Here is a 312-nt window from a genome sequence, read left to right as displayed (position 1 = left end):
TCGTCGAACGGCGGCACGAAGGTGAGGCCGCGTTCTTCCTGCAGCGTCATGGCGTGAGCGTAGGCATCGCTATACGAGTCCCCCGCGAGCACGACTTCGACGGCGCGGCCACCGTGGGTTCTGACGGCGTCGATTTTCACCTGCGGCGTGGTGACGGGCATGACGATGACGGCCTTGCAGCCCAGACGCGCCGCCGAGAACGCCACGCCTTGCGCGTGGTTGCCGGCCGACGCGGTGAGCACGCCGCGCTCGCGCTCGGCCTCGCTCAGGTTGGCCATCTTGTTGTACGCGCCCCGAATCTTGAAGGAGAAC

Annotated in this window: 1 protein-coding gene; it reads right to left on the bottom strand. The window is 67.3% G+C overall.

Annotated elements, in window-relative coordinates; translation table 11 throughout:
• The coding region (locus CDV44_RS27590) for a pyridoxal-phosphate dependent enzyme (protein ID WP_141118863.1) at positions 1–312 on the bottom strand (312 nt) is incomplete at both ends.

It is taken from the genome of Pandoraea sp. PE-S2R-1, from assembly GCF_002179865.1.
Lineage (GTDB): Bacteria > Pseudomonadota > Gammaproteobacteria > Burkholderiales > Burkholderiaceae > Pandoraea.
Note: the sequence above shows the minus strand (reverse complement) of the source record. Positions and strands in the feature narration are given on the sequence as shown.